The following is a 23,116-nucleotide window of genomic DNA, read 5'->3' as shown; positions in this document are numbered from 1 at the left end:
GGTCAGACAACCTTGCTCAGTTGCGCAATCCGCGCCAGGCAGTGGTTCCGCCGTCGATCGGAAGGATTACACCGGTCAAGAAGGATGCTGCATCCGAGGCCAAGAAGGCGACGACCTTAGCTATCTCACCGGATGTGCCGAATCGGGGAATCAAGTGCGCCCCGGTCATTCGTTGCAGCTGAGCGTCGTAGTCGGGCGCAGACGCGAGGAAGGCATCGCTCATCGGGGTAGCGATAGAACCGGGGCAGAATGCATTGCAACGGATCTCAGGCGACAACGCGACTGCGGTGGTGCGGGTCAGCTGGATGACGGCGGCCTTGCTCGCCGGGTAAGCGGTCGACACGTATCCGACCATGCCGGCCACGGACGCGGCATTGATCACCGAAGGGCCGCGACCCGATGCACGCAGGTGAGGTGCCGCGAATTTGGTGGCCAACCAGATGGACTTGACATTGATGTCGAATACTTTGTCCCACACGTCTTCTGGAAGATCTTCGAAGCTGGTATCTGCAGTGAAAGCACCTTCCATGACCCCGGCATTGTTGATCAGGGTGTCGAGACCGCCGCCTCCGGCAACGGCCTGCTCGATCATCGCGCGGATCTCGTCGGAATTCGCGAGGTCGACGTCGATTGCCTGTGCTCCGATTCCGAGCTTCTCGATTTCATCCGCAGCTTCTTTTGCACCGTCGAGGTTGCGGTCCGCAACGCTGACGTATTCGGCACCTTGCCGCGCGGCCTCGATGGCGATCTCGCGCCCCATGCCCTGGGCGGCTCCGGTTACCAGGATGCGCTTTCCGTCCAACATACGTACTTCTCCTTCAGCTGACATCGTGCAACATACGGGGGTGCTGCAAGAACGGTGAGATGTGAAACTATGTTCGTCGGCCGGCTTCGAATACGGTGACGGATTGCTCGTATTTGCCAGTGGCGAACGGGGATTGGCCGATCGCTCCGGTCATTCCTGCGTCGACCGGCAGGGTGACGCCGGTGACGAATGCCGCAGCGTCGCTGGCCAGATACAGTGCGGCGGCTGCAACGTCGGCGGGGAGCAGTGGGCGGCCCATCAAGGAGGTGCCACTCATCGTCTGGAGCGCCTGCTCGAGGTGATCCGGGCCGTCGGCCACCAGGCTGGCTGTCATCGGGGAGACGACGGCGCCGGGCACGACGGTGTTGACCCGAATATTGAATGGGCGAAGTTCCGCTGCAACAGAATTGGAGATCCCGATGACAGCCGCCTTGGTGGCACTGTATACGTGCGGTCCGACTCCGCCGAGCATTCCTGCCGGGCTCGAGGTGGAGAGAATAATTCCACTACGACGGGGCTTCATGACGCGGGCCGCATGCTTCATTCCTGAGATGACACTTCGGAGATTGATGGCGATCGTCAGGTCTGCGTCGTCGATACTGGTGGTTTCGATCGGGCCGAGAGTTCCCATCACGCCCGCATTGTTGAACATGATGTCTAGCTGGCCGAATCGAGTGACAGCGGCGTCTACGGCGGCTGCAACATCGGACTCCTGCGAAACGTCGGTCCGGAGAAATACAGCCCTGTCGCCGAGTTCTGCTGCCAGCGATTGCCCGGGCGCGTCCTGAATATCGGCGATGACGACCGATGCGCCTTCCGCATGTAGTCCGCGCACGGTGGCCTCGCCGATGCCCCCGGCGCCTCCGGTGATCACTGCTACTCGGCCGATAAAGCGGTCGTCCATCGTGTTCCTCTCGCGGCGGTGGCTGTCGCGTCGCACGGCGCGATCGAAAGATTTCGCACATTCGATGATCTGCTCGTTGCATGGACAATTAAATGATAACTATTAATATAATCTAGGACATAGGTAGTGGTGGGTCAATCAGCGATTCTTTGCGGATGCCCCCGGCGGCCATGTTCGAGAAGACTATGCGCGAGATTGGACGACTTGATGACGGATGGCGACATCGCGACCAGGATGGACGATGTGGAGGCTAGGCTTCGGCGACTCGAAGACTGCACTGCGGCAACAGGACTGCTGCACCGATATGCGGCGGCTTTGGATAATCCGGTGCCAGAGTTGGTTGCCGGGTTGTTTACTGCGGACGGAATATTGAGCACCGGGCGTGGAGAGTACAAGGGGCACGATGCGATTGCAGATTTCTACCGAACAGTGCCGTCGTTCGACCCTTCGGAGAAGCGACACTTCATTGCACTGCCGAACGTGGCGTCGGCGGGCGACGGGGTGGTCGAGATCGAGGCGTACTTCACGTATATCGGTCGGGACGACGATGCGTCCCGACTAGGGTGGGGCCTCTATCGCGACACGGTGCTGGTGAACGAGGGCCAGGCATTGTTTTCGTCGATGGTCATCGAGATGCATTTCAACGGCAATCTGAATCAGGGTTGGCCGCGCCGCGACCGGTCGTAAACGGCACGGTGCTGCGTCCGCCGGGGGTGGTTCCCAACGGGCGCAGCACTATTGCGAGCCCTACGGCATGCGGGGATCTGCCCGCCGGGTCGGCGGCGCGTTCTTCCAATCTGGAAGCCCGAGTTCGGGGGTTCCGATGGGGGAGGCTCCGCCGGAGAGGACGGTCCACTGTGCATGGTTGAGTTGGTGAATTGTGAAGCAGGCATCGAGAGCGGTCGAGAAGCCCATCGCGTCGACGGACTGATTGACCGATTCCTTGACCAGCAATGCGGCCATCGTTGGTACCTTGGCGATACGTCGAGCGAATTCTTCTGTGCGCTCGGAGATTTCGTCTGTGCTGAAGATCTTGGTGACCATGCCCAGTCCGAGTGCGTCTTCGGCGGTGATCGAATCGCCAGTCAGCAGAAGTTCTTTCGCCTTGCGCGGTCCGAACTCCCACGGGTGGCCGAAGTATTCGACCCCGCACATGCCCAAACGGGTGGCGACGACATCGGCAAACTCGGTGTTCTCCGCAGCGACGATGAAGTCGCAAGACCACGCGAGCATCAGCGCAGCGGAGAACACGTTGCCGTGAACCTGCGCAATGGTGATCTTACGGAGATTTCGCCACCGGCGGGTGTTCTCGTAGTAGTAGTGCCATTCCTGGTGCAGGCGCGGCTCCAGGCCTTCCTTGGTGGCTCCGTTGCACTGGAAGCTGACGTGCTGATCAGGTCCAGGATTACGTTCGGCATTGGCCTCGGAAGATCCGAGATCGTGACCCGAGGAGAATGCGGGGCCCTCGCCACTGAGAATGATGACGCGGACGGTGTCATCAGCTTCGGCATGTGCGAACGCCTCACCGAGTTCTATTAGAAGACCGCGGTTTTGAGCATTTCTGGTACGTGGACGATCGAGGGAGATTCGTGCAATTGTTCCGTCGTCGATCGTCTCGTACTTGATGTACTTGTAGTCAGTCATGGGAAGTCCTTTCAGGGGTGCTCGGGATGGGCGATCGACGCTCAGCCGACGTGGGTTCGATCGACGATGCTCAGACCTTGCTCTATAAGCGATTCCGCGGTCAGATGCAGACGCTTGCCCAGATCTGCGGCAGCCTTGCCGGCGCAGGATCGGGCGTATGTTCCTTCAAGCAGGATGCCCAAGCGGTAGCAGGCCAACGCTTGATACCAGTCGACGTTGCTCAGGTCGCGGGTGCTTCCCTGCGAGTACTGCGCAATAAGTTCGTCGCGCGTGGGTAATCCAGGCAGGGCTTTAGCCAGGCCGATCGTCCGGCGTTCCGTTTCGTTGGGCCACGTCGCGAGAAGGTGTCCGAGGTCGAGCAGCGGATCGCCGATCGTCGCGAGTTCCCAGTCGATGATTGCGGCTACTTTCGGTACATCGAGTCGGAACATGACGTTGCCGAAATGGAAGTCGCCGTGGATCAGTCCGGGCTGCCAGTCTTGTGGTCGATGGGCCTGGAGCCAGACGCCCAGTCGATCAATGTCGGGCAAACCCGAGGAACCTGGCCACCCTTCCAGTTCGGAATACGAATCGAGTTGCTTCCGCCACTTGGCTACTTGCCTCTCGAGCCATCCGTCCGCACGACCGAGGTTTGAAACACCGGCCGTCTCGGGGTCGATGCGCCCCAGCGCTGCCAATGCATCGATCATCGACAGACCCATGTCGTGTTGTTGATCGAGTGAAGTCGCGAGAGTGTCCGGTACCTCGGAGGTGGCCGTGAAGCCGGTGATTGCTTCCATGATGAAGAACTGGCATCCGAGAACGTCGTGGTCGTCGCACGAGGCGATGAGGCGGGGGTGTGGAACGTCGCTGTCCGCGAGTCCTGCCAGCACCACAGCCTCTCGACGCATGGTCTCGTCGCTGTTCTTGCGCTTGTGTAGTGGAGGTCGACGGAATACGAGGTCTTGTCCGCCACGAGAAAATCGAATGAGGATGTTCTGTGTGCCGCCGGCAAGTTCGACGACGTCGGTCACAGGACCTGTCCCGATTCCGTTCTCGTCCATCCAGGACGTCAGACGGTCCATGTCCACCACGCTCGAGTTATCCACCCAACTCACCTCTGTTCGTCATCGAATTGCCGCAAGGCGGCACTTGTCGTCGAGTATTCGTGACACTACCCATAGATACTAACCATTGTCATGAATATCGTCACATCGAGTGCGATGTACTGCTATGGTCGCTACTGGCTTCGGCTGTGTCGGCCGTCACCCCAGATGGACGTTGCGGGCGGCAGGCTCGGCGCGCCTGTGAAATGTCCGGTGACCCGAGTCGGTCGTTGGCCGGCGTGATCCAGCGCCCCCGCAAGATTCAGTGTGACTATTATCATGAATACCGTAGTGTGGCGTTCCGGAGGTGGACTGTGAGCAATAGGGCGAATGTTGCCGTCGTCGGTGTGGGTGAATCGGAGTTCGGTCGTGGTCTCGACCGCTCTGTGGATGCGCTGATGATCGAGGCAAGTCGGACGGCAATGCGTGACGCGGGTATGACCGCGAGCGACATAGACGGCGTCATTCCGGCAGGTTCGACATTCAATGCCGACGAGATCGCTACAGCTTTGGGTGTAGATCGGAAATTTACGGCGTCACCCGGAATTCCTGCAGGCGCAGGACCTCTCGCGGCCGTCGCGCTGGCCAAAGCGGTTATCAACGCCGGTCAGGCGGAGACCGTGCTCGTTTACTACGGCTACATGGGATCGAAACCCGGTGGTCCGTACGGATATCACGCGCGGGATCCGATCAAGGCGAGTCTGGAAATGCCCTTCGGGTGGTACGGCCAACCTACGTACTTTGCGGCGTGGGCGCAGCGGTATTGCCATGAATACGGCGTTGCGCCAGAGGATTTAGGCTCCATCGCGCGATCAAACCGAGCTTGGGCGCAGATCACTCCGGGCGCGCAGAAGCGTCAACCGATGACCCAGGACGATTACCTGGCCAGCCCGATGGTGGCCTCACCACTCCGCGTCGCGGACTGTTGCCTGATCACTGATGGGGCCGGCGCTGTCATCGTGACCTCGGTCGAGCGGGCACGTGATCTGGCAAACCCACCGGTGCTGATCGCCGGTGTGGGAGTCACGTCCGTGGAGACGACGATGACTAGTTTCTTCACTCAGAAGGCTGACATGCTCTCGTTCGGTTCTTCCAGATCGGGGCCGATCGCTTTTGCCGACGCTGGACTGTCGGTATCGGATATCGATGTCGCCGAGATCTACGACTGCTTCAGTATTTCGCAGGCGATCCAACTCGAGGATCTCGGATTCTGTGGCCGGGGTGAGGGATTCGCCTTCGCTGCAGATGGAAATACGGCTCCCGGAGGAACAATGCCGGTCAATACGAACGGCGGTCATATGTCGTATGCCTACATCCCCGGGATCGTGCATGTGATCGAAGGTGTCCGCCAGCTTCGAGGGACCCGAGGCGAAGCGCAGGTCGACGGTGCCGAGACCGCGCTCATCGCGGCACTCGGTGGTCCGGAACATGCGACGCTCATCTTGACGAAGGATCGCTGACATGACTGACTCCAGTGCCGGTTGTGTAGTGACCGGAGTTCCGAATTTCCCTCCGCCCCAAGATATTTCCGAGCTGGTCGGATTCTGGGATGCGGTCGAGCGAGGCTGTATCGCTCTTCCTGCTTGCCCGGATTGTGGCATATGGCAGTGGTATCCCTTGGCAGGCCGGCCGTGCGGTCACCCCGGAGAACTCGAATGGCGAGACGTGGATGGTCACGGCACGATCTTCACCTTCACGAGGGTCGAACGCGCATTTCTGCCATCGGGTAGCAATCCGCCGTATACCGTCGCACTAGTCGAACTGGACGAGACGCCTGGCATTCGGTTGGTCACCGTCCTGGTCGGACCGGGAAGTGCAGACCCCGTTATCGGAGCGCGGGTGACGCTCTCGCCCAACAAGTTCGAGACTCACACGCTGCCGACATTTTCAGTGGATGCCAGCTGACGCATCCCCAGAGATCTTTCGAACATCACCAGAAAGTGCGGTAATTTCATGAGACTTTCACTGCGTTACGACATGCGTGCGCCTTCGATCGGGGCCCCGGTCGCCGAGCTGTACAAGGCTGCGATCGACCAGTGCGACTGGGCGGACAAACTCGGCTTCGAGACCGTCTTTCTTGCCGAGCATCATGGCGCAGAGGACGGCTACTGTGCCTCGCCGCTGATCCAGGGTTCGGCCATCGCGGCCCGTACCGAGCGGATGAACATTCACTTCTCAGCACTTGTCGCGGTATTACACAATCCCCTGAGGTTGGCTGAGGATCTCGCGACCCTGGACATCATCAGCTCGGGACGTATCGAGATGACGATGGGCATCGGCTACCGCGACAGTGAGTACGAGATGTTTGAGATTCCGCGCGCGCGCCGCGTGAAGATTCTCGAGGAAACGATCGGAATACTCGAAAAAGCCTGGACTGGAGAACCGTTCGAGTACCGAGGCAAGACCGTGCGAGTTCGTCCGACGCCGGTGCGGAGCCCGCGACCGCCGATCTACATCGGTGGTTCGGCTGAGGCGTCGGCGCGCCGCGCTGCCAAGCTGGGGGACAACTACATGCCCGCCGGCGACAAGGACGGACTGTATGCAATCTACAACGAGGAACGACGGAAGTTGGGACTGCCGATTCCTCCTCGGCCGCCGAACCCCGGACCACTGTTCCTTTTTGTCACCGATGATCCGGACCGTGATTGGCCGATTCTGGCACCGCACCTGCTCTACACGACCAACTCGAATGCGCAGTGGGCCAAGGAACGTGGAGTCGGAACGACCACCTACCCGTTCGTCGAGACGCTCGAGGAATTGAAGGAGCAGAAACACTTTGTCGTAGTGACGCCGGGGCAGTGTGTCGATCTGTGTGTCGAGCGCGGTATCGATTCGGAGTTGATGTTCCAGCCTCTGATGGGCGGCTTGCCGCCAGAACACGGCTGGCGCAGCCTGGAACTGTTCGCGTCCGAGGTGTTGCCGAAGCTTGAGGAGCTGGGCTATCGGTCGGCTGCACAACGCGTCGAGTCAGCGTGACAAGGCGGCGACCGGATGTGGCCGATGGCCGACCTGTTCGAAGTGCTGTTCACAATCGACTTCAGTCGAATCTTGTTTGGTAACAGCAGCATTGTCGGCGCGGTGTTGAGCGAGTGCGTTTCAGTCCCGAAATTCGCGCGTTGATTCCGACGTCCCTTGACAGCCCCGCGATCATCAATGATGATAATCATTATAGTGCCGCACGTCACTAACTGGTTAGACGGTTCGAGGCGTTGCTCGCAGTCACCTTCTTGCCGCCGTTCGCATTGAGCTCTCTGGTGGTCGACGAGATTTCCTTCAAGACCAGCAGTGGTGCTGGCAGAGTGATTGCTTGCATCGGATCGACCCACACAGAGAGGATCTCGATGAACACCGTCCAGGATTGCCCGGTCAGTCACAATCGATATGCTGAGAAATCCGAAATCTACGGGCATTACGCACTTCTCGACGCGGAGCGCGATTCGGCCCGTTTTCATTTCAACGACACCAACGAGAACGGCTTCTGGATGCTGACCCGGTACCAGGACGTACTGGAAGGTTTTCAGAAGCATCAGGAGTGGACGACTGAGTCTCGGTCCGCTCTGTACCCGGACACGACCTTGCGTCTCTTGCCGCAGGACCTTAACGGTGACGAGCATGCCAAGTTGAGAAAGGTCATCAACCCCTTTTTTGCGCCGGCTGCGGTCAAGCGAATGGAAGAGCTTGCTCACGCGCGCTGCATCGAACTGATTGAAGAGCTGCGGCCACAAGGTAACTGTAACTTCGTCGCGGAGTTCGCGATTCGATATCCGACGGACATCTTTCTGACACTGCTCGGCCTTCCCGTCAGCGACGGTGAGTTCTTCGTCCCGTGGAGCGAAGACATGCTCAACGCTATGTTGGCCGGATACGGGCCGGATGTCGACGAACCCAAGAACAAGATCCTGGCCTACTTCGATCAGGCGGTGAACGAGCGTCGTCAGAACCCGCGTGACCCCAAGGAGGACCTTCTTACCAGGTTGGTCCAAGCGCAGATCGATGATGATGGCATCACTCAGGACGATATTCTCCTGATCTGTATGTCCCTGATGCTCGCCGGACTCGACACGACGCGGTCAGCCTTGGGATATATCTTCGCGCATCTGGCCGAAAATGCTGAGGACCGGAGACTGCTGGTCGAGGATCCGACACTCTGCCGCAGCGCGGTGGAAGAGTTCATCCGGATGTACCCCCTGGTGATTCAAGCGGGTCGTAGAGTCCAGGCCGACACCGAGTTTCATGGACTCGAACTGGCGGAACGAGACGTCGTCTGGCTTGGCATCGGGTCTGCCAATCGCGATCCCGAGAAGTTCCCCGAACCCGACAAGTTCATTCTGGATCGTCAAGGGCTCAACCAGCACCTGGCGTTCGGTGCCGGACCTCATCGCTGTATCGGAATGCATCTGGCCAGATTGGAACTGGCGGTGGTGCTCGAAGAGTGGCATAAACGAATCCCTGAGTATCGGCTCGCAGGAGATGCCGAGCTGACCGAGCGTGGCGCCCAACTTACTTTGACGGCACTGCCTTTGGAATGGGACGTCTGACATGTACCTGACTATCGACAAAAGTAAGTGCATGGGGCACGGGCGTTGCTATGGCGAGGTTCCGTCGTTGTTGTCCGACGACGAGGAAGGCTTCGTGGCAGAGGGCGGGACCACCTTCGAGGTTCCCGCTGAATTGCATGATGATGCCGTGACTGCCGTCAATGCTTGTCCCGAGTTGGCGATCGCCTTGGTTGCCAGACCTGGCGTGTAGGTTCCCGACAGTCTTGATGCGGGCTTGACACTGGTGGCATGCCGTCGTGTCGCCGTTTCGGCCTATGAAGGCCAGATTTGCGAATTCCTGATCAGGTATTGACGACCACCGATTCATGACTATGATTAATCGCATAAGTACGTCTTCGTTATGACTTGTTTCACATCTATCCGGAGGTTGAAAAATGCGTGCTCATCTGGCGCGATTGTCGGGCGTGGCCCTGCTCGGACTGTCGTTGGTCGCATGCGGGAGTGACGGTGGTGCCACCGGCGACACAACCGATGGTTCACTCGCGAAGATCAACGTTTCCGTGACTCCGGGTACGGTGTGGGGGATTCCGATCGCAGTGGCGAAGGCGGAAGGCTTCTTCGATGCGGCCGGTGTAGATGTAACGGTGTCGCCGTCGCCATCGGGCATGGGTCACAATCAGCTATTAGCAAGCGGTGTAGAGGATTTCGGCCCTTCGTCGCCAAGCCAAGCGCTTGCTGCAATTCAACAGGGCCAAGACGCCGTTATTTCTTGCGGAGGAAATTCGCATACACCGACGGCTATTGTCGCGCCGATCGGCAGCGGACTCCCGACGGCCGTGTCGGGCGCAACCAGTGTTGATGTTCTCAAAGCGCTCAAGGGCAAAACCCTCGGAATGCCTGCTGCTGCGGGCACGGGAACGTCAAACCTTATGGTGCAGACACTGGCGGGCGTGGGGTTGAACGAAGGTGACTACACCCTCGTCAACATCGGTTCCGGTACTACAGCGCAAGCCGCGCTGATTTCGAAGCAGGTGGATGCGGCGATGGCAGCAACCCCGACTGCGGAAACCGTCGTCGGCAATGGAGATGCGATCGAGCTTACGTATCTGTCCGACGATATGGAGAACTACCAGTTTATCGGTGGTGTGTGGCAGAGCCGGCGCTCTTGGGTCGAGGAGAACCCCAAGGCGGAGAGTGGATTCTGTGCGGCCATGTCGGATGCGTACAAGTTCCTGCAGGATCCGGCGAACAAGGACGCAGTGAACGACTATGTCATCGACGCAGTCGGTAGCAATACCGCTGCATCGGCAGTCGATCAGATTCGGGAGAACTTCTCGGTACTGACGGCTGAGCTTGCCGAACCGGAAATGCAGAAAACCATCGATGGTCTTACTGCGCTCGGTGTGCTCGCGGCCGAACCGAAGGTGACGTACGAACAAGCAGTACTTGTAGCCAAGTAGTTGTTCGAGATTCGCCTGCGAACCAATGACATTCGTCGGTGAAGAGGAATCGAACGCCAGCCTCAATGTGTGTGTATGCATACGCCCGTCGAGCGTCGACGGATTCGGAACCCGAAGTGGATCGAGAATGAGATGACAGATCTGTACAGCAGGCAATCGGATGTAACCATGACCGACGAACAGCGTGTCAAGCCCGTACGCGACTCCATTCTCAAGTTCGAGAACGTGTCGCAGGTCTATGGGGGCTCGGGTGGTACAGCCGAATTCGTTGCCCTGGACAACGTCAGTTTCGAGGTTCCGGCCGGTCAGTTCATTGCGATTGTGGGAGCCAGTGGTTGTGGCAAGACCACGTTGCTGAACATGGCGGCGGGTTTGGCCGCGCCCACGGGTGGAAAAGTGTTCCTTTCGGGGAGCACACCCAAATCGCCGAACTTCGATCTCGGGTACATGTTCGCGCGAGATTCGCTTCTTCCTTGGCGCACCGCCCGGAAGAACGTTTCACTTCCGCTGGAAGCGCGCAATGTTCCTGCGGGAGAACGTAAGAAGCGTGCCGACGAGATGCTTGCGATGGTCGGTTTGGCTGGCAAGGAGAAGCAATTTCCGTCGCAACTGTCGCAGGGTATGCGTCAGCGTGTGGCGATTGCACGGACGATGGCGTCCGACCCCACAATGTTGTTGATGGATGAACCGTTCGCGGCACTCGATGCGCGGACTCGACTCCACATGCAGGGCGAGTTCCTGCGAATCTGGGAGAACGATCTCGACGAGAACGGTGATACCAAGCGAACAGTCTTCCTGGTCACTCATGACCTGCAGGAAGCGACAGTGCTTGCAGACCGTGTCATCGTGATGCTTCCGAGCCCCGGGCGAATTGCGACGGATCTTCTCATCGATCTTCCGCGTCCGCGAGCACATCTGATTGACGAGATCATCTTCACCGAGCGATTCCGCGAGTTGCAGCACGAGCTGTTCACTCAACTCGAAGGCGCCGTCGGGCGTAGTGAAACACCCACAGACTAACGGGCAACTCACAGCCCGCACCGGCGAGACAGATCGGAAATAGCGAATGAGTACACAATTGGAAACCACGGTGACTGCAGTACCCGCGACACGCAGTCACGCTGCGCCGGTGACGAAGTCGAAACGATTCTGGCGACCGTCGAAGTTCACAGCAGGCATCCTTGCCACGCAATTCGTGATTGTGGTCGGCTTCCTGATCCTGTGGGAAGTTGCTGTCAACAAGGGTTGGGCGAACGCACTGTTCGTCAGCCAGCCGAGCGCGGTGTGGGGCGCATTGATCGATTACGTGACGTCGAAACAGATGCGTGTTTCGGCGGGTGCAACTCTGACTGCGGTGGTCCAGTCGTTTGTCATCGGTTCCGTATCCGGAATCGTTGTGGGTTGTTTGATCGGCACCAACGAGTTTCTGGATCGCGTGTTCAGTCCGTTCCTCGTCCCACTCAACGCAGTTCCGCGAATTGCCTTGGCTCCGTTGTTCGTCGCCTGGTTTGGTCTGACAAACACTTCCAAAGTCGTGATGGGTGTGTCGATCGTGTTCTTCCTGCTCGTGGAGAACTCTCGATCCGCAGTCAAGGGTGTAGATCGTGATCAGATGACCATGGCCAAGGTCGTCGGGCTGAACCGACAGAAGATGATGACGAAAGTGATTCTGCCGTCAGCAGTTCCGACGATCTTTGCCGGCTTGCGTCTGGCAATCACGTACGCGATCCTGGGTGTGATCGCGAGTGAGATGATCGCGGCAAAGAACGGCCTGGGTCAAGACATTGTGCGATACAGCAGTGAATTCCAGATCGACTACGTTTTTGCAGTCCTGATCGTGCTGGTGACCATTGCGACGGTGGCCAGTATCGGTTCGAGCAAGTTCGAACGCTGGTTGCTTCGCTGGCAGAACTGACACAGTTTTCAGACGGACACTCCGGGGCCGGTTCCTTTATGGAGCCGGCCTCTTTGCTTGATAATTCTTCATCGAATTATGTTGAAACACTTGAATATTCACTAATCATGATTATGATTAATCTCATACCTGGCCACTCTGTTCAGGTTCACTGAAATTTGGAGGTTGGCGATGCGTGCAGGTCTAGTTCGGATGTCCACTGCTGCGTTGTTGGGTCTGTCCTTGGTTGCTTGCGGTAGCGACGCCGGTACCGGGGATACCACTGACGGCTCGGCGGCAAAGGTCAATGTGTCGGTTACGCCCGGCGGGATCTGGGGAATCCCGTTGGCTGCAGCGGAGCAGGAAGGTTACTTCGCTGACGGGAAAATCGAAGTAACTGTCAGTCCAGCTCCGTCTGGAATGGGGCACAACCAGCTTTTGGCAAGTGGCGTCGAGGATTTCGGAGCTTCGTCGCCAAGTCAGGTTCTGGCCGCGGTGCAGCAGGGACAGGACGCGGTTGGATCGTGCGGCGGTTCCGGTCCGGTGCCGACATCGATCGTTGCACCCAAGGGCTCGAGCTTGCCGTCCGCGGCAACCGGGGCGAGCGCCGAAGACGTCCTGAAGTCGCTTCGCGGTAAGACGCTCGGTATGCCTGCCGCTGCCGGCACCGGTACCTCGAATCTCATGGTGAAGACGCTGGCCTCCTTCGGGTTGAACGACGGTGACTACACGTTGGTCAACATCGGTTCGGGCAGCACCGCTCAGGCCGCTCTGATCACAGGTCAGGTCGATGCAGCCATGGTCGTAACTCCCACGTCGGAGACGCTCGTAGCCAAGGGCGATGCGATCGAGCTGGCCGAGCTCTCAGGCAACCTCCCGAATTATCAGCTCTTGGGCGCGTTCTGGCAGAGCCGGCGTAGCTGGGTAGAAGCGAATCCGCAGACATCGGCATCCTTCTGCTCCGCGATGAGCAAGGCATACGACTACATGAACGATCCGGCAAACGCAGCGGCTGTAAACAAGCTGATCGTCGATGCTGTCGGTAAGGATGTCCCGGCTGAAGCCGTCGATCGGATTCGCGAAAACTTCGCAGTGCTGGATGCGGCGATTTCGCCGGCCGATTTTCAGCGAACAGTCGATGCGCTCACTGCCGTCGAGGTGCTCAAGCCGGAGCCCAAGGTTACATACGAGCAGGCAATTCTGATCAAGTAGGCCCCGAGAGCCGTTGAACGCGGTATGGCGGAATCTGCATAGGTTCTGCCATACCGATGGTTAAGGATTTGAACTTTGACTCCGTGTACCGGGCGGTATTGACTGTCTTCGCAGACACCGACGGGCTCCGCAACTGGCGGACATCGTTGCCGTCGGCGAATTTGATTTGCCGACAATTGATTTCGTAGGTACGGCCGAAGATGTGGGCACGGATGAGCAAGGTGAGTGGTGAAATGCAGGTCGACTCGGAAGATTTTGCGGATATCTTGGCGACTGCACGGGAGTTCATCCGGAAGGAAGTCGTCCCGCGCGAGCAGGAGATAGCAGACACCGATGCAATTCCAGCGGATATCCGCAAGAAGGCTGCGGACATCGGACTCTTCGGTTACGCGATCCCTCAGGAATGGGGTGGATTGGGTCTCGATCTCACCCAAGATGTCGAACTGGCGATGGAGTTCGGATACACGTCTCTGGCCCTTCGATCGATGTTCGGCACCAACAATGGCATCGCGGGTCAGGTCCTGGTCGGATTCGGTACCGACGAGCAGAAATCGTTGTGGCTCGAAAGAATCGCAGCAGGCGACGTCGTAGCCTCCTTTGCGCTGACTGAATCAGGTGCCGGTTCGAATCCTGCGGGACTTCGAACGAAGGCAGTGTCCGATGGTTCCGATTGGGTGATCGACGGTAGTAAGCGTTTCATCACCAATGCTCCGCTCGCGCAGTTGTTCGTTGTCTTCGCGCGAACTCGGCCGGCTGATTCGCGCGGACCGGGTATTGCGGTCTTCCTCGTACCGGCAGACACGCCTGGTGTTGTCGTGGGGCCTAAGGACCACAAGATGGGACAGGAAGGCGCGTGGACCGCCGAAGTTAGCTTCGACAACATTCGTGTGCCGAGGTCCGCACTGGTCGGCGGCGATGAGGACACCGGATATCGGGCGGCGATGACGTCGTTGGCTCGCGGTCGAGTACATATCGCTGCGCTCTCGGTTGGTGCAGCGCAGCGTGCGCTGGACGAATCTGTGGCATTCTCCGTCGCTACCGAACAAGGCGGAACGGCGATCGGCGACTTCCAACTGGTGCAGGCGATGCTTGCAGACCAACAGGCAGGTGTGATGGCGGGACGGGCAATGGTTCGGGAGGTAGCGGCGCGCTATGTCAGCGGCGAAGATCGACGTCTCGGGCCTTCCGCAGCAAAGCTCTTCTGCACCGAAATGGTGGGCAAGGTTGCAGACCTCGCCGTGCAGATTCACGGCGGTAGCGGATACATGCGTGGAGTTCCTGTCGAACGGATCTATCGTGAAGTGCGACTGCTGCGCCTCTACGAGGGAACCAGCGAAATTCAGCGGTTGATTCTGGGCGGCGGTCTTGTGTCCCAAGCGAAGAAGCAAGCACTGCGCTGACAGGTTCTTGCGCGGATTTTTTCTCACTGACAAATGGAGTAGACATGGGAATGCTGGACGGCAAAGTAGCGGTAGTAACCGGCGGCGCACAGGGGATCGGGCTCGAAATTGCCCGCACCTTCATCAAGGAAGGCGCCACGGTGGTGATCGGCGACATCAACGAGAGTATAGGCACCGCAGCCGTCGCTGAACTCGGTGGTGACTCGGTTGCCTGCTTCGCATCTTGTGACGTAAGGAAATTCGCTCAGGTCGAGGCGATGATTGATCTTGCCGAATCTGCTTTCGGGCCGATCGATATCATGGTGAACAACGCCGGAATGACCCGCGATGCAACCATGCGCAAGATGACCGAAGAGCAGTTCGACGACGTCATCGCAGTCCACCTCAAGGGGGCCTGGAATGGCACTCGTGCTGCGGCGGCCCGTATGCGTGAGCGGGAAACCGGTGCCATCGTCAACGTCTCGTCTATCTCGGGCAAGGTCGGCTTGTTGGGTCAGACCAACTATTCCGCAGCCAAAGCCGGAATTGTCGGTCTGACCAAGGCAGCAGCGAAAGAGGTTGCCTTCAAGAATGTTCGAGTCAACGCCATCCAGCCGGGATTGGTCCGCACGCCGATGACCGAGGCAATGCCGGAACGAATTTGGAACGAGAAACTGGCCGAGATTCCGATGGGTCGCGCTGCAGAACCATCCGAGGTTGCGTCAGTGGTCCTCTTTCTGGCCAGCGATCTGTCGAGCTATATGACGGGTACGGTCTTGGAAATCACCGGGGGGCGTCACATCTAAGGCCCTCCTCAGTAGACCTGTCTACCGCCTATTACGGTCGCCAACACTGTTGGAGGCCGTGACTTGGTCAAGACAACCAGGTCGCCCGACGCGCCCACGACAACTCGGCGCGGCGGGCCGCCTGGATCATTCGGCTCTCCGAGGTAGGCGTCGAGCGCACTGTCATAGTCGACGGACTCTTCGCCACCCAGAACAACGTCGGCGGGCGTCGTTCGCGATTGGGCAGCTGCTATCACCGTCCAGGGGTCTAATGGTCCGTAGGGTGCATCGCTGGAAAAGGCAACTGGCACAGATGAATCGAGCAGAGACCGGCAACGGTAGAGATCGTTGATATCCATCGGGTCGACGTGTTCGAGGTAGTCGTCGCCGCGGTCGGCTATGAACCCGGGTTGAGTAACCACAGTCAACCCGAGGCGGTGGATTTCCTCGACGGACTCAGCGGGAATCAGTGCCCCGTGTTCGACGCGGTCACCCCTGATTGTGCCTACCTCGCGGAGGACGGACAACAGAATCAGGAGCGCTTCGCGACTGACACTATGCGCCGCTATTGCTCGACCGGCGCCGTGGCACGCTGTGATTGTTCGAGCCAATTCGTCGAGGTCTGGCAGTCCGGAATCTGCAAGCACGATCTTGTACGGCCCCACCGTCAGTCGATCCGAGAACTGTCCGCTCCCTAAGGGAGCGCCAAGAAGATGCACCCGTTGTGTTAGTTCACGTTTGGATACTGCTTCAGAGATCGAGGCAATGCCATCCGCATCGAGGTCTGGAGTTGCATCGGTGACGGACGTGATGCCGAGGGCGGCAAGCTCGGACCCGACGGCTTTCAGTGACGGGGGAGCGTTCCCGGGAATCTGATCACGAAGCCAGGCGTCGGCTCGCCACACACGTCCGGTTGGTCGACCGGCGCTGTCCCGCTCGACGCCGGGGTGATCAGCCTGTTCCAGTCCAGTTGCTTCGACGCCGGCTGTGTTCAGAATCCACAGAGCGCCACTGCGGTGTTGAATACGGACCGGGCGAGCACTGTGAAGACGATCGAGTTGATCCCGGTCGAGTTCTCCGGAAGCCGATTCGAAGTAACCGACTCCGCGTATCCATCCATTGGCTCCCGGTGAACTATGCAGTGCTGCAGCAAGTTCTGTCGAACTCCGGACGAACGGTGGACCGCATTCGACGGACGCTCGCCGTGCGGCCAGAGCGTGGAGATGGATGTGGTGATCACACAATCCGGGAATGACGTCATTATCTTCGGCATCGAGCACCGCCTCGCTGCCGCGCTCGAGGTTGTATCCGATCTCGGCGATCAGTCCATCTCCGATTCGAATATCAAGTCCGGGAACAGCTTCGATAGTGCAGTTGGCAATGATGAGGTCACTCACGGGACCTCGATCCTGAGGGCGCGAAGAACTGATTCAGTGTCGGCTCCGGAAGGCGGCGCGGTGCCGGTACTTGCCCGCTTACACGGCAGAGCAACGGATCTGGGGTCGTATCCCTGAATCTTGGTGGCCGGGTGGGTGGGAAGTGTGGATGCTATGAGTCCCGCCATCGAAATATCCCAGAGATACCCTGCTCCGGATGGAGTTTCGGACATTGCCAGTGCCGCTGCAAGAAGTCCGGTCAGAGGATCGGCAATTGCGTCGCCGACAAAGACCGGAGTACCCGCCCCGTCATGTGCGATCAGGCCACTCGACGCGGCAATGTCGTCGCCGAAACCGATTCGCGGAGAGTCTCGTCCGGCCGCTGTGATGGAAATCCAGGTGGTCCCGGACGCGACCGCAGCGTTGGCATCGAGTCCGAAACCTGCCAGTGCACGCGGCCGAGAGGCTTCGATCACGATGTCAGCGCACTCCACTAGTGCGGCCATCGCGGACCTTCCGGCAGTGGTGCTCGGATCAAGGACGACGGACTCATGCCCGGCGTGCAGCAGCGAATAGAACTCGATGTTTCCCTGCCTCGCCCCGTCCGGTCTGGTCGCCGTTTCCACCTTCACCACCCTTGCTCCGGCCGCCCCCAACAGGTGAGCGCACAGCGGACCTGCCCAGAGTGCGCTGAAATCGACCACGAGGGCACCGTCAACTGAACGTCGAGTGGTTGGGGAGGGAACCGGCACTTGTGCGGGGGCGATCGGGGCGCCCGCCAACCCGAGCAGTGCTGCTCGCTCAGCCAGTTCGCTTCCGGGATTCTCCGACAACCATGTGCTGACTGCGGGCCACGGGTCGCCGGTGAGATTCGAGGAGATCAACGCACCCAACAAGACCGGGTCGTCCGGTCTGGCACAGGAAACCGCAGCCCATCCGTCGAGCGTTGGAAGGATACGGCAACTGCCGCCGACAGAAATCGCTCCGTTGCGTGTAAAACCGGTGAAGGCAGCACGTTCGGATAGCAGGCGCGCTCCGTCGATGTCCTTGTTGACGAATGTGCCGAGGCTTCGCGCCAGAGTGGCAGCATTGCCCGGCGGAATCCGAGGTGGCTGCCCCGGCGATCCTGTGAGTGGCACGATTCCGCTGCTGAGCCAATCGAGTACCCGGAGATCCTCGTTCGCAGCGCCCGGCCAGGTAAACATCACTCGATGTTACACTCCGAAAAGTATTACCGGACCGGCAATCCCGTACTCGGGGCAGCTATTCGGTGCCCAGACATGTGAAGGACGATGATGGTCGATCAGGTTCGCTTGTTATCTCCCCAAGATGTTCTCGACGGAGCGCTCGATCATCCGATTCTCGCCGAGGGTGGTGCTCTCGACGACGCAGTGATGATTATAGATCTGGATCAGCCTATGTCCGAGGCCGTCGCAGTGGCTGCTGCAGCCAAGGTGCTCGAGTGTGATCGTGTTGTCGTCGGCCGCTGTACCAGTGCTCCCGATACTGCGACCAGAACACTTGCTCAGGCACTCGACACCACCGTCGCGGCGTACTCGGACTCAGAAATTCGGGAGTTCGTCAGCGTCGACGATCTTGATGCCGAGTTGGCAGTTGTCTTCGAACGCTTCCACGAGAATCCGTATGCATCAGTTGTGGCATCCCAGGTCTTGCGGATGGGGGAGACTCTGTCCATCCCCGCCGCCCTCGACGTGGAGTCGCTGGCGTACTCGACATTGCTGGGCACCCCTGATTTTCGTCGGTGGCTCGAGGGTCGCGGACCGAGGCCACTGCCTCCTCCGGCACCTCAGGAACCGGTATTGATCGATCGTCGTGATGCGTTGCTGCACATCACACTCAACCGTCCGGAACGGCGCAATGCCTACGGCGCACAGGTGCGTGACGGGCTGGTGGCAGCACTGCAACTTGCATTGATGGATTCCAGTATCGAGAAGGTCTTGCTCGATGGGGCGGGTCCGTCGTTCTCCGCCGGCGGTGATCTCGACGAGTTCGGGACCACTCCGGATCTGGCTATCGCACACCTGATTCGGACCCGAGCCGGGGCGGCGCGTTTGATGGCGCGACTGGCTGATCGAATCGAAGTGCACGTCCACGGCAGTTGTGTCGGTGCGGGGATCGAAGTGCCGGCGTTTGCGCACGCCATCCGTGCTCATCCAAGTACGGTGTTCCGGCTCCCGGAGATCGGAATGGGTTTGATCCCGGGAGCCGGTGGCACAGTATCGATTCCGCGTAGGATCGGGCGCTGGCGTGCCTATCACCTGTTTGTTTCCGGCACCGCAATCAATGTCGACCGGGCCCTGGAATGGGGACTGATCGATCAGATCACCGCCGAATAGTTTGCTACCGTCGCAGATTCTCGAAAACCGCGGCGATTCCTTGTCCCCCACCGATGCACATCGTTTCGATTCCGTAGCGTCCTTGGCGTCGATCGAGTTCCCGCAGGAGATTCGCGAGAATTCGTCCACCGGTGGCACCGACGGGATGGCCGAGGGAGATGCCGGAACCGTTGACATTGAACCGCTCTCGCAAGTCTGCCTCGCTGAGGTCCCAGACTTTTGCGCACGCCAGGACCTGGGCCGCAAACGCTTCGTTGACCTCGATCAGATCGATGTCGGAGAGTTGCAGATCAGTTCGCGAAAGTGCTTTGGCGACAGCAGGAACGGTGCCGATGCCCATGCGGTTCGGCTCGACGCCGGCCACGCCCCAGCTGACCAGTTTGGCGAAGGGACGCAATCCGAGCCGCTCGGAATTCTCCGGTGTGGTGACGATTGCCGCAGCGCCAGCGTCGTTCTGTCCGCAGGCATTGCCGGCTGTCACAGTCGCTTCGGAGTCGACGCGGCTCCGGATCGGGCGAAGTGCAGCAAGATCGGCTAGCGCTATGTCGCGACGCGGATGTTCATCGTGGGTAACAATTTTCGGGTCACCACGTCGCGACGGGACAGTGACGGGGATGATCTCGTCGTCGAAGAACCCCTGATCGGGCATTGTTTTTCCCATACGGATCGTATGGGTTGCGATCTTTGACAGCCCTATCGCTGCGGGATTGAATGGTCGGAAGATATCCTTCGACGGACAGGTGAAGCAGTGACGCGATTGGCGCAGACAGCAGGATTGACCGAAACTCAGCGCGACATCATCGGTGCCGTGCGGGAATTCGCCGATCGTGTGGTGATTCCGGCAGCGCAAGAACTCGAACACACGGATACCTATCCCGCCGAGATCGTGAAGCAGATGAAGGACATGGGTCTGTTCGGGTTGACGATCGACCCCGAGTACGGCGGTATCGGAGAATCATTGCTCACGTATGCCCTGTGCGTCGAGGAACTGGCACGCGGATGGATGAGCGTATCCGGTGTCATCAACACACATTTTATAGTGGCGCATATGATTTCAGCTCACGGAACACCAGAACAGAAGGCGAAGTATCTTCCGCGCCTCGCAACCGGTGAACTCACTGGCGCATTCTCGATGTCAGAGCCGGCGTTGGGCTCGGACGTCGCTGCAATCACCACCAGAGCGCGTCGTAGCGAATCCGGTGATTACGTGGTGAACGGCCAGAAGATGTGGCTTACCAATGGCGGTTCGTCGACACTGGTTGCAGTGCTCGTGAAGACGGATGAGGGCGCCGAGAAAGCGCACAATAGTCTGACGACGCTGCTCATCGAGAAGCCTGCTGGATTCGGTGAAGTCCTTCCGGGCCTGACAATTCCGGGCAAGCTCGAGAAGATGGGCTACAAGGGAATCGATACCACCGAGATGATCTTCGACGGGTTCGAAATCGGTGCCGACGAGGTCCTCGGTGGCACAACGGGGTTGGGATTTCGCCACATGATGGACGGAGTGGAGGTGGGTCGAGTCAACGTTGCAGCTCGCGCGTGCGGTATCGCTCAGCGGGCGTTCGAGCTGGCAGTCACGTACGCCAAGCAACGTGAGACCTTCGGCAAGCCCATTGCGGAGCATCAAGCCATCGCATTCCGGATCGCCGAGATGGGCACCAAAGTCGAAGCAGCGCATCTGATGATGGTCAACGCTGCCAGGCTCAAGGATTCGGGTGAGCGTAACGACGTGGCGGCCGGTATGGCGAAGTACCTGGCCAGTGAGTTCTGCTCGGAAGTCACTCAGGACAGCTTCCGCATCCATGGTGGCTACGGGTATTCGAAGGAATACGAGATCGAGCGTTTGATGCGCGAGGCGCCGTTCCTGTTGATCGGCGAAGGCACCAGCGATATTCAGAAGCAGATCATCAGCAAGGGATTGTTGCGTACCTACAACTGAACCGTAAAGTCGAGGCGTGGACCTACGCCAGATCGAGTACTTCCTCGCCGTTGCCGGCGGGGAGTCTTTGTCGACGGCTGCGCAGTCTATGTCCGTCACCAAGCCGTCATTGTCGCAAGGGATTCGCGGCCTCGAACGTGAACTCGGCGTGGAACTCTTCCATAGAGTCGGGAGGGGATTGGTGCTCACATCCGCAGGACGGGCATTGGTCGGACCCGCGCGCCAGATGATGCGCAGTAGTGCCGCCGCAGTCAATGCCGCAATCGGTCTGGAGACGGACCCGACGGGGCGCGTGGACATCTGCTCCGCCGCGCACGGACTGGAAGGGCCCGTCGCCCGTATTGTGGCTGATTTCCGCATGCGCTGCCCGGGTATCACCGTCAGGGTCAGTGATCTTCCGAAGGGTATGACTGCGGAGCATGCGCTCGCCGACGGTGCCTGCGAATTGGTGTTCAGCTACTGGCCGCCAGAACTGTCCTCTCTCTCCAATCAGGTGATCGGAGTGAACGAGTACTGGCTTGCAGTGCCCTCCCAGGCACCCTCAGATATTTGGCCTGATGGCATGAAACCGGTTGCCGGACAGTCGGTACCCGTATCAGGGTTGCCGAATCTTCCAGTCGTCGGTGTACAGAAGCATTCGCATGCCCGTCTGGTTATCGAGTCGGCGCTGCACGCCGCCGGTGCACGAACGAGGATGTCCACCGAACTGGCGCAACGGGAGACTGTCGGCGCATTTGTGCTCGAAGGACTAGGTATGGCACTGCTCGAACGTTCGCTCGCAGAACGCACGGCAGTATCGGGTGCCGACATCTATCCGGTGGAACCTCCGATTTCGCTGACCTACGGAATTGAGTTCGATCCCCAGCGTCTTTCCCCACTGGGACGCCTGTTCGTGCACGGACTACCTGGCTGACGTCACTTGGTCGACGAAGGCGGCACCTGCCGGAGACAATGCGCCGTCGCGGTGGACCAAGATGGTTTCGCGAGTCACTGGAGGATGAAGAGACCGAGCGATGGATGCAGGCGAATCCTGCTCGGCGATGGACCGCGGCAGCAAGGCCATTCCGACGCCTTGGGAAACCATTTCGCGGACTGCAAGGCGATCGGTGACCTCGACAACTACATTCTCGAGTTTCACCGCGCGACCGACTAGATAGACATGTCCGGTTGTCACGGCTTCCACGATCATCGGCAGGTCCTTGACCGATTCGAGTGGGACGGGATCTGCCAGTCCGGAAGCGAGACCTGCAGGAATCGACAGCACAGTTTCTTGCGCGTCCAACATGATCTCTCGCAGCGCATCCGATGTGCCGGAACTTGTTGACCGTTCGACGAAACCCAACTCGCAGGAACCATCCCGTACGAGTGCACGTACCTCTTGCGGAGTCGCAGCAGCCAGAGTCGAAAACGTGATTTCAGGTGCAACTGCGTGTAGTCGGCCGGTCAACCTCGCTATCGGATCGATGGCGAGGTCCGATTGAACCGCTAGTGAGAGTTCACCTTTGCGGAGTTCGATAACCGCAGTGACGGCGTCTTCGGCCCGCAAGACGTCCGCAAGGAGCTTGCGGGCCGATGCCACGACAGCAAGCCCGACTGGAGTGGGCGTAACGCCACGCGCCGTACGTTTGAGCAAGGTGGTGCCGAGGGTGCGCTCGAGGCCACGTATCGCCTGTGAGAGCGAGGGTTGAGAGATGCGCAGTACGTCGGCAGCAGCAGTCACACTGCCCTGCTCGACGACGGTAACGAGGTACTGCGCGCTGCGAATGTCCATCACGGA

General features: G+C 59.3%; 22 protein-coding genes and 1 pseudogene. 15 read left to right on the top strand and 8 right to left on the bottom strand.

The annotated features are described in order from the left end of the window. Positions 1-16 precede the first annotated feature (16 nt). On the bottom strand, positions 17-805 hold the full coding sequence (locus MTX36_RS18585; RefSeq protein WP_243621163.1) for an SDR family NAD(P)-dependent oxidoreductase: 789 nt from the start codon (positions 803-805) through the stop codon (positions 17-19). A 67-nt stretch (positions 806-872) separates the two neighbouring features. Next, positions 873-1,709, bottom strand: coding sequence for a glucose 1-dehydrogenase (locus MTX36_RS18580; RefSeq protein WP_243621162.1), 837 nt, complete (start codon positions 1,707-1,709; stop codon positions 873-875). 207 nt (positions 1,710-1,916) lie between these two features. Here MTX36_RS18580 and MTX36_RS18575 point away from each other — a divergent pair, with 207 nt between their 5' ends. Next, entirely contained in the window at positions 1,917-2,396 is a 480-nt protein-coding gene (locus tag MTX36_RS18575) for a nuclear transport factor 2 family protein (protein WP_243621161.1), read from the top strand. Between the two features lie 60 nt (positions 2,397-2,456). Here MTX36_RS18575 and MTX36_RS18570 read toward each other — a convergent pair whose 3' ends face one another. Further along, the gene (locus tag MTX36_RS18570) at positions 2,457-3,353 is read right to left on the bottom strand and encodes an enoyl-CoA hydratase (protein ID WP_243621160.1); all 897 of its coding nucleotides are present in this window, start codon (positions 3,351-3,353) and stop codon (positions 2,457-2,459) included. Between the two features lie 41 nt (positions 3,354-3,394). Then, entirely contained in the window at positions 3,395-4,441 is a 1,047-nt protein-coding gene (locus MTX36_RS18565) for a phosphotransferase family protein (protein WP_243621159.1), read from the bottom strand. A gap of 311 nt (positions 4,442-4,752) precedes the next feature. Here MTX36_RS18565 and MTX36_RS18560 point away from each other — a divergent pair, with 311 nt between their 5' ends. The 11 genes from MTX36_RS18560 to fabG all read left to right on the top strand — a co-directional run bounded on the left by MTX36_RS18560 (position 4,753) and on the right by fabG (position 15,688). Further along, a complete protein-coding gene (locus MTX36_RS18560; protein WP_243621158.1) occupies positions 4,753-5,898 on the top strand; it encodes a thiolase family protein in 1,146 nt (381 codons plus the stop codon). Between the two features lies 1 nt (position 5,899). Further along, positions 5,900-6,343, top strand: coding sequence for a Zn-ribbon domain-containing OB-fold protein (locus MTX36_RS18555; protein ID WP_243621157.1), 444 nt, complete (start codon positions 5,900-5,902; stop codon positions 6,341-6,343). A gap of 48 nt (positions 6,344-6,391) precedes the next feature. Beyond that, complete coding sequence (locus tag MTX36_RS18550; protein ID WP_243621156.1) at positions 6,392-7,414, top strand: LLM class flavin-dependent oxidoreductase; 1,023 nt, start codon at positions 6,392-6,394, stop codon at positions 7,412-7,414. 365 nt (positions 7,415-7,779) lie between these two features. Next, entirely contained in the window at positions 7,780-8,976 is a 1,197-nt protein-coding gene (locus tag MTX36_RS18545; protein WP_243621155.1) for a cytochrome P450, read from the top strand. A gap of 1 nt (position 8,977) precedes the next feature. Next, positions 8,978-9,187 (top strand): ferredoxin, encoded by a 210-nt coding sequence (locus tag MTX36_RS18540; protein WP_279394767.1) that lies wholly within the window; start codon positions 8,978-8,980, stop codon positions 9,185-9,187. Positions 9,188-9,371: 184 nt separating this feature from the next. After that, entirely contained in the window at positions 9,372-10,397 is a 1,026-nt protein-coding gene (locus MTX36_RS18535; RefSeq protein WP_243621153.1) for an ABC transporter substrate-binding protein, read from the top strand. A 168-nt stretch (positions 10,398-10,565) separates the two neighbouring features. Beyond that, complete coding sequence (locus MTX36_RS18530; RefSeq protein ID WP_243621152.1) at positions 10,566-11,417, top strand: ABC transporter ATP-binding protein; 852 nt, start codon at positions 10,566-10,568, stop codon at positions 11,415-11,417. A 46-nt stretch (positions 11,418-11,463) separates the two neighbouring features. After that, positions 11,464-12,312, top strand: coding sequence for an ABC transporter permease (locus MTX36_RS18525; protein ID WP_243621151.1), 849 nt, complete (start codon positions 11,464-11,466; stop codon positions 12,310-12,312). A 171-nt stretch (positions 12,313-12,483) separates the two neighbouring features. Continuing rightward, positions 12,484-13,503, top strand: coding sequence for an ABC transporter substrate-binding protein (locus MTX36_RS18520; protein WP_243621150.1), 1,020 nt, complete (start codon positions 12,484-12,486; stop codon positions 13,501-13,503). 233 nt (positions 13,504-13,736) lie between these two features. Then, the gene (locus MTX36_RS18515) at positions 13,737-14,903 is read left to right on the top strand and encodes an acyl-CoA dehydrogenase family protein (protein ID WP_243621221.1); all 1,167 of its coding nucleotides are present in this window, start codon (positions 13,737-13,739) and stop codon (positions 14,901-14,903) included. 44 nt (positions 14,904-14,947) lie between these two features. Next, positions 14,948-15,688, top strand: a complete 741-nt coding sequence (gene fabG / locus MTX36_RS18510) for a 3-oxoacyl-ACP reductase FabG (RefSeq protein WP_243621149.1) — start codon at positions 14,948-14,950, stop codon at positions 15,686-15,688. Positions 15,689-15,696: 8 nt separating this feature from the next. On the opposite strand, the gene MTX36_RS18505 is transcribed toward fabG, so the two are convergent. After that, positions 15,697-17,064, bottom strand: a complete 1,368-nt coding sequence (locus MTX36_RS18505) for an amidohydrolase family protein (RefSeq protein ID WP_243621148.1) — start codon at positions 17,062-17,064, stop codon at positions 15,697-15,699. After that, a complete protein-coding gene (locus MTX36_RS18500; RefSeq protein WP_243621147.1) occupies positions 17,061-18,248 on the bottom strand; it encodes a CoA transferase in 1,188 nt (395 codons plus the stop codon). Before MTX36_RS18500 ends, MTX36_RS18505 begins: the two co-directional genes overlap by 4 nt. Before the next feature lie 90 nt (positions 18,249-18,338). Here MTX36_RS18500 and MTX36_RS18495 point away from each other — a divergent pair, with 90 nt between their 5' ends. Beyond that, positions 18,339-19,400 carry an enoyl-CoA hydratase/isomerase family protein gene (locus MTX36_RS18495; protein ID WP_243621220.1) on the top strand — a complete coding sequence of 354 codons (1,062 nt, stop codon included), beginning with the start codon at positions 18,339-18,341 and terminating at the stop codon, positions 19,398-19,400. Between the two features lie 4 nt (positions 19,401-19,404). Here the strand turns inward: MTX36_RS18495 and MTX36_RS18490 are convergent. Further along, positions 19,405-20,043: pseudogene (locus MTX36_RS18490) on the bottom strand (acetyl-CoA C-acyltransferase); the annotation flags it as partial. 105 nt (positions 20,044-20,148) lie between these two features. On the opposite strand from MTX36_RS18490, the gene MTX36_RS18485 reads away from it, so the two are divergent. Then, on the top strand, positions 20,149-21,339 hold the full coding sequence (locus MTX36_RS18485; RefSeq protein WP_243621146.1) for an acyl-CoA dehydrogenase family protein: 1,191 nt from the start codon (positions 20,149-20,151) through the stop codon (positions 21,337-21,339). 16 nt (positions 21,340-21,355) lie between these two features. Further along, positions 21,356-22,252: a LysR family transcriptional regulator gene (locus MTX36_RS18480; RefSeq protein ID WP_243621145.1), complete on the top strand. Its 897-nt coding sequence runs from the start codon at positions 21,356-21,358 to the stop codon at positions 22,250-22,252. Here the strand turns inward: MTX36_RS18480 and MTX36_RS18475 are convergent. Further along, positions 22,241-23,110, bottom strand: a complete 870-nt coding sequence (locus MTX36_RS18475) for a LysR family transcriptional regulator (protein WP_243621219.1) — start codon at positions 23,108-23,110, stop codon at positions 22,241-22,243. The genes MTX36_RS18480 and MTX36_RS18475 overlap by 12 nt on opposite strands. Between the last annotated feature and the right edge of the window lie 6 nt (positions 23,111-23,116).

The organism is Rhodococcus sp. ARC_M6 (assembly GCF_022810305.1).
Taxonomy (GTDB): domain Bacteria; phylum Actinomycetota; class Actinomycetes; order Mycobacteriales; family Mycobacteriaceae; genus Rhodococcus_F.
The sequence above is the reverse complement of the archived record's forward strand: the minus strand, read 5'-3'. Positions and strand labels throughout refer to the sequence as shown.